Here is a 5,078-nt window from a genome sequence, read left to right on the forward strand (position 1 = left end):
CGGGAGCCCCGCGGTGGCCCCGCCGCCGGTCACGGACGCGACGGTGGGAGGACCCGCGCCCCGGGTCTCGTGGCTGACCCGCGTCAGGCGCTTCCTGGGCTGGGGATAGGCGCGCTCCGGGGCAACCCCGCTGCCCTCAGTCCGGTAACGAGACGTCGGACGAGGCGTAGCGGGGTGCTCCGGTGTACCAGGCGTGGAGGCCGGAGAGGAATCCGCACGCTCCCCGGAGCCAGGTCTCCAGCTCGGCCCGTTCCTCGCGGTCGAGGCCGTCCCGGCGTACGAGCAGCGGCAGTTCGCTCCGCCTGAGGTGCTCGAAGTCCCGCAGACGGGCGTTCACCAGGTTCAGCGCGGCGGGCACGGCGTCGCGGAGGGAGATTCCCAGGGACGTTCCGACGACCAGAACCAGATTGTTGACGTCCTTCTCCTCGTGCACCTCCCTTTCATAGGACGCGATGTCGTTCGCGAGACCCATGAAATCCATGAAGGCGTCCAGCAGGGCGCGGACGGTCCGCGTGTGCCGTATCTGCTCGGGTATGCGGGCGCCGGTCGCCAATTCGACGGAATAGGGGGCCGTATAGGCGGCGAAACTCTCCCGCCGGAACGGGGCGTAATCGATCAGATGGGGAATGCGGCCGTTGCGGCTGTTGGCCAGTTCCTCGACCCCCGCGTCGATGTACCGCGCCAGGGCCCGGTTGAATTCCGTCCGCCAGTGCGCAAGGCGCGGCGGGAATAGCTGCTGCTGCAGATCGGCTATTCCCCGCTCGACGGCGTTCGTCGGTTCGGGCAGCCGGGCGCCGCGCTCGGGCCGCAGGAAGGCGTGCAGCCGGGTGGTGAAGGCCCGCGCTCCGACGAGGTCGCCGGTCTGCTTGAACGCGGAGGCGAAGTAGTCGTCCCAGGCCAGGGCCCAGATGTTGAACCGGTGGTTGAGCCGGAGGTCGGCGAGCGAGGCGTCGGGCAGGGTCCAGGCGGTCAGCTGGTCGACGGTCATGGCGTGGAACGTGGAGCGGCTCCAGATCGCGGGACGGGCCGACGGCCCCCGGTAGCCGTCCAGCATGCCCATGGCGCGCGCCCAGGACTCGCTCTCCTCGTGCAGCGCCGGCAGATGCGGGTTCACCCGCAGCGCGTAGGGCATCCACAGCAGGGGGACTTCGACGGCACGCACGGTCATGGGGACCGACCTCCTTCTGTCCTCGGCCCTCATCGGTACGCCGCGCGGCCGGGCGCTGCCCGGCCTGCGGCTCTCCAAACCTGCCCGCCAGGGACGACCGGAAACCGACAACTGTCCACGGCATGTGACCAGTTGGGGTTCACATCTGAAACGTCATGGTCCTTCTGGTGTCACGGAGGTGCGTGTCACAGCGGCTGATCGGGCCAGTCGAGGAGGCGGGCGCCGATGACGGCCGTCTGGAGGGTGTAGCGCTGGACGGGATCGGCCGGGTCCGCGCCGGTCAGACGGTGGATGCGGTCCAGGCGGTAGGTCATGGCCCGCACGCTGAGGCTGAGGCTGCGGGCCGCCTGGGCGGTGACGCAGCCGGTGTCGAAGTACGCCGTGAGCGTGTCGAGGAGGGGCTTCGCGCCGCCGCGGGCCTGCTGGAGCGGGCCGAGCACGGTGCGGACGAGCTCGGCCATGGCCTGCCGGTCGCGGGTGAGGACGGGGTAGACGAGCAGGTCGGCGGCGCGCAGGACCGGCTCGTTCAGGTTCATGCGGGCCGCGAGGGCGAGGGCGTTGAGGGCCTCCTCGTAGGAATGGACGACGCCGCCCGCGCCCGGGTGCGCACGGCCGATGGCCACCTGGCCGCCGTCGGTCGCCGCGTACGCCTGCTTGGCGAAGTGGGTGAGCACCTCGGGCTCGTCGCCCGGCGCGACGCAGATCAGCCGTCCGTCCTTGGTGGTGAGCAGGATGCGGCGGTTGCCGAAGCGGGCGACGAGCGAGGACTCGACGGCACGGGTGACCCCGGAGCCGTCGCTGTACGGTTCCGGGCCCTGGGTGACGGCCACGGCGTGGGTGTGGGACAGGAGCAGCCCGAAGCGCTCGGCCCGCTCCGCCAGGCGGCCGAGGTCGCTCCGGCCGTAGAGCAGGTCGTCGATGAACTCGCGGCGCGCCGCCTCTTCCTGACGCATCGCCAGGTACTGGGCCCGCTCGTGCCCCTCGGCGAAGGCGTCCACCGCCTGCTCGACGGCGCTCAGGAGGTGGTCGGCGACGGCCGGCGGCAGGCCGGGGCGCACCCGCTGGGCCGCGGAGAGGTGGGCCCGGACGAGGGCCCGCAGTCCGATGCCGGCCTCCGCGGCCCGCTCGCCGAGCGCACCCAGGGTTTCGCGTTCCTCCCGGCTGAGTCTTCGGCGGGTCGCGCACACCCCCGCCAGGATCTCGGCGTACCCCTCCAGGTACTCCTCGGCCGACTCCCGCTCCGTCACGGTTCCTCCCCCGTTCCTGACGCGTCCCTGACGATTTTTTGACGCGCGGTGATCAAGGGTGGCATGCCCGTGGGCGGGGTGTGGAACCGGCATCGAGGAGGCGTCCAACACTGCCGGATCACGGCAGTGCGAAGCGGGTGATCATGCCTCAGGATCACAGGGGGTCCGGTGCCGGCAAACGGGGGAGTTGGCGGCACCGGACCCGTAGTCACCACGGTACAAGCAGCGGGGCGGTCGGGGGGGCGGAATCGACCAGGACGGCCCGATCGACGCGTGCCGTGCGTACCGGAAGGCCGCCGCAACCGGCGGAGGAAGCGAGAGACGGCATGGCCAAGCCCGTGCACGCGGCGATCGGCGAGAAGGCGATCCGCTGCCAGGTGTGCGACAACGACACCTTCCGCGAGCGGGAGGTGAAGCTGAACAGCACGGGGATGGAGTTCTTCAACATGGCCTGGGCGAACGAGTCGGCGACCGGCCTGATCTGCTGGTCGTGCGGCTACGTCCACCTCTTCGTCAACCGGGACGTCAGGCTCTACCGGATGCGTGAGTGACCCCGGCCTCGGGGGAGCGCGGCGCCCGGAACGCGCCGATCCAGACGCCGGTGACGCCGCTCACGTAGCGGGCGCCGCAGCGGTCCGAGGGGACGACGAGCTGCGTACCGGGACCGTCGAGCCACTCGCCGTCCATCCGGGTCGCGAGCAGGACGGGGGCGGCGCCGAAGTCGGAGTCGATCTCCGCCCAGGACAGCAGCGCGTGGTGCCCGTCGCCGCCGGTCACGGAGAGCAGGAAACGGGACCGCTCCTTGCGGCGGGCCGGATCGAACCCCGGATGCGTCGCCGCCACGACGTCGCGCAGCAGCGGGCCCTCGAAGGCGTGCCGCTGGGGACCGGCCGTCGCGCAGTCGAAGACGACCTCGGCCCGGTGCTGGGCCCAGTCCCTGCGCAGATCCGCGACGGTCAGGGTGGCCGGGAGGGCCACCTCTCCCCAGACGGCGAAGGCTCCGGTACGGCGACTCATCGTCAATCTCCCTCGGGCGGTCGGTGCGGCGACTGCGCCCAGTGATACCCGACCACGCGGAGCGGGAACCATGACTGCCCGGTGAATCGGCCCTGCGCCCGTGCAATTGTGAGCTTGCTACGAGCCATCGGGTCGCATCTTCCGGTTCATCCACCAACGCCCGGCGTCGACCGGCGGCCGAGTGCCACCCCCCGGGCCCGGGCGAGCCGCTCCCGGTCCGTCCGGCTCAGGTGGTGAAGGAGCCGTGCCGTCCCGCCCCGGACGCGAAGCGCGCGGCGCCCGAGAGGGTCTCGCCGGCCGACAGCGGCACCATGCCGTGCCGCAGTTCGGCCGCCAGGGCCTCGGGCTCGGACAGCCCGTGCTGCTCCCGTACGGACAGGCGGTCGTGACGCAGGCACAGCTGGGGGAACGCGGCGATCTCCCGGGCGAGTTCCTCCGCCGCGGCCCGGGCCCGGCCCTTCGGCACGAGACGGTTGGCGAGCCCGATCTCGTACGCCTCCGCGGCCGCGACCGGCCGGCCGGTCAGGATCAGGTCCATGGCGCGGCTCTCGCCGATGAGCCGCGGCAGCCGGACCGTTCCGCCGTCGATCAGGGGCACTCCCCACCGGCGGCAGAACACCCCGAGGACCGCGTCCTCCTCGACGACGCGCAGGTCGCACCAGAGGGCCAGTTCGAGGCCGCCGGCCACGGCGTGGCCGCCGACGGCCGCGATGACCGGTTTGGTCAGGCGCAGCCGGGTCGGTCCCATCGGGCCGTCGCCGTCGGGCGCCACCCGGTTCCCGCGCTCGGTGCCGACGGCCTTGAGGTCGGCGCCCGCGCAGAACGTGCCGCCCTCGCCCCACAGCACCGCGACCGAGGCCTCCTCGTCGGCCTCGAACGCGCGGAAGGCGTCGGCGAGTCGGGCGGCCGTCGGTCCGTCCACGGCGTTGCGCGCGGCGGGCCGCGACAGGACCACCGTGGTCACGGGCCCGGAGCGCTCGACGCGGACGGCGTCCTGGTCTGCCGGTGTCGCTGCTGCATCGGTCATGGGGGCATTCTCACGTGACCGCCGTCCGGGGACCAGGGCGGAGACCACTCAGCCGGACGGCGGGGTGAGGACGACGAAGTCGGCGTTCGACGGATCCAGGCAGACGGCGAGCCGGCCGACCCCCTCCATGTCCTGCGGCCCCATCTGCACCCCGCCCCCGATCGCGGTGATCTTGGCGAGGGTGGCGTCGCAGTCCTCGACGTCGAAGACGGGGTGCCAGTACGGCCGCCCGTTCGCGAGGGCGAGGGCGTCGGCGGGCACCTGCAGGAGACCGCCGTGCATGCGCTCCTGGGGGAGTCCCGCGGGGGTGATGAGGGTGTACGTGCCCGCATCGCCCGGCAGGTCCATGTCGGCGTACTGCCAGCCGAGGACCTCGCCGTAGAACTCCTTCGCGGCCGCCGCGTCGCTCGTGTACAGCTCGGTCCAGCTCAGCGATCCGGGCGCGTCCACGAGCTCGAAGCCCTTGGTGTCGCCGGCCTGCCAGACGGCGAACTGTCCACCCAGCGGGTCGCTGTACTGGGCCATCCGGCCCTCGTCGCCGAAGCTCCTCGGCTCCACCCGTACCGTGCCGCCCGCGCGCTCCACCGCCCGGGTCGTGGCGTCCGCGTCGGCGACGGCG

At 72.4% G+C, this 5,078-nt stretch carries 6 protein-coding genes; 1 reads left to right on the forward strand and 5 read right to left on the reverse strand.

The window, feature by feature from the left end; all coding sequences use genetic code 11:
• Positions 1 to 136: 136 nt before the first annotated feature.
• Entirely contained in the window at positions 137 to 1,168 is a 1,032-nt protein-coding gene (locus CCN56_RS39685; protein ID WP_086832435.1) for a hypothetical protein, read from the reverse strand.
• 185 nt (positions 1,169 to 1,353) lie between these two features.
• Positions 1,354 to 2,415 (reverse strand): CdaR family transcriptional regulator, encoded by a 1,062-nt coding sequence (locus CCN56_RS39690; protein WP_256962426.1) that lies wholly within the window; start codon positions 2,413 to 2,415, stop codon positions 1,354 to 1,356.
• A gap of 326 nt (positions 2,416 to 2,741) precedes the next feature.
• Here CCN56_RS39690 and CCN56_RS39695 point away from each other — a divergent pair, with 326 nt between their 5' ends.
• On the forward strand, positions 2,742 to 2,966 hold the full coding sequence (locus tag CCN56_RS39695; RefSeq protein WP_086832436.1) for a hypothetical protein: 225 nt from the start codon (positions 2,742 to 2,744) through the stop codon (positions 2,964 to 2,966).
• Here the strand turns inward: CCN56_RS39695 and CCN56_RS39700 are convergent.
• From CCN56_RS39700 to CCN56_RS39710, 3 genes are all read right to left on the reverse strand, one after another.
• On the reverse strand, positions 2,941 to 3,432 hold the full coding sequence (locus CCN56_RS39700) for a molybdopterin-dependent oxidoreductase (protein ID WP_086832437.1): 492 nt from the start codon (positions 3,430 to 3,432) through the stop codon (positions 2,941 to 2,943). The two genes, CCN56_RS39695 and CCN56_RS39700, sit on opposite strands and share 26 nt — an antisense overlap.
• A 226-nt stretch (positions 3,433 to 3,658) precedes the next feature.
• Positions 3,659 to 4,459 carry a crotonase/enoyl-CoA hydratase family protein gene (locus CCN56_RS39705; RefSeq protein ID WP_086832438.1) on the reverse strand — a complete coding sequence of 267 codons (801 nt, stop codon included), beginning with the start codon at positions 4,457 to 4,459 and terminating at the stop codon, positions 3,659 to 3,661.
• 48 nt (positions 4,460 to 4,507) lie between these two features.
• The coding region (locus CCN56_RS39710) for a VOC family protein (RefSeq protein WP_086832439.1) at positions 4,508 to 5,078 on the reverse strand (571 nt) is incomplete at its 5' end.

This window comes from Streptomyces sp. NRRL B-24572, assembly GCF_002156145.1.
GTDB lineage: Bacteria > Actinomycetota > Actinomycetes > Streptomycetales > Streptomycetaceae > Streptomyces > Streptomyces vietnamensis.

Bases quoted from the DNA above. Each gene is read 5' to 3' on its own strand.
- CCN56_RS39685 (WP_086832435.1), bottom strand. From the start codon at position 1,168: ATGACCGTGCGTGCCGTCGAAGTCCCCCTGCTGTGGATGCCCTACGCG.
- CCN56_RS39700 (WP_086832437.1), bottom strand. From the start codon at position 3,432: ATGAGTCGCCGTACCGGAGCCTTCGCCGTCTGGGGAGAGGTGGCCCTC.
- CCN56_RS39695 (WP_086832436.1), top strand. From the start codon at position 2,742: ATGGCCAAGCCCGTGCACGCGGCGATCGGCGAGAAGGCGATCCGCTGC.
- CCN56_RS39705 (WP_086832438.1), bottom strand. From the start codon at position 4,459: ATGACCGATGCAGCAGCGACACCGGCAGACCAGGACGCCGTCCGCGTC.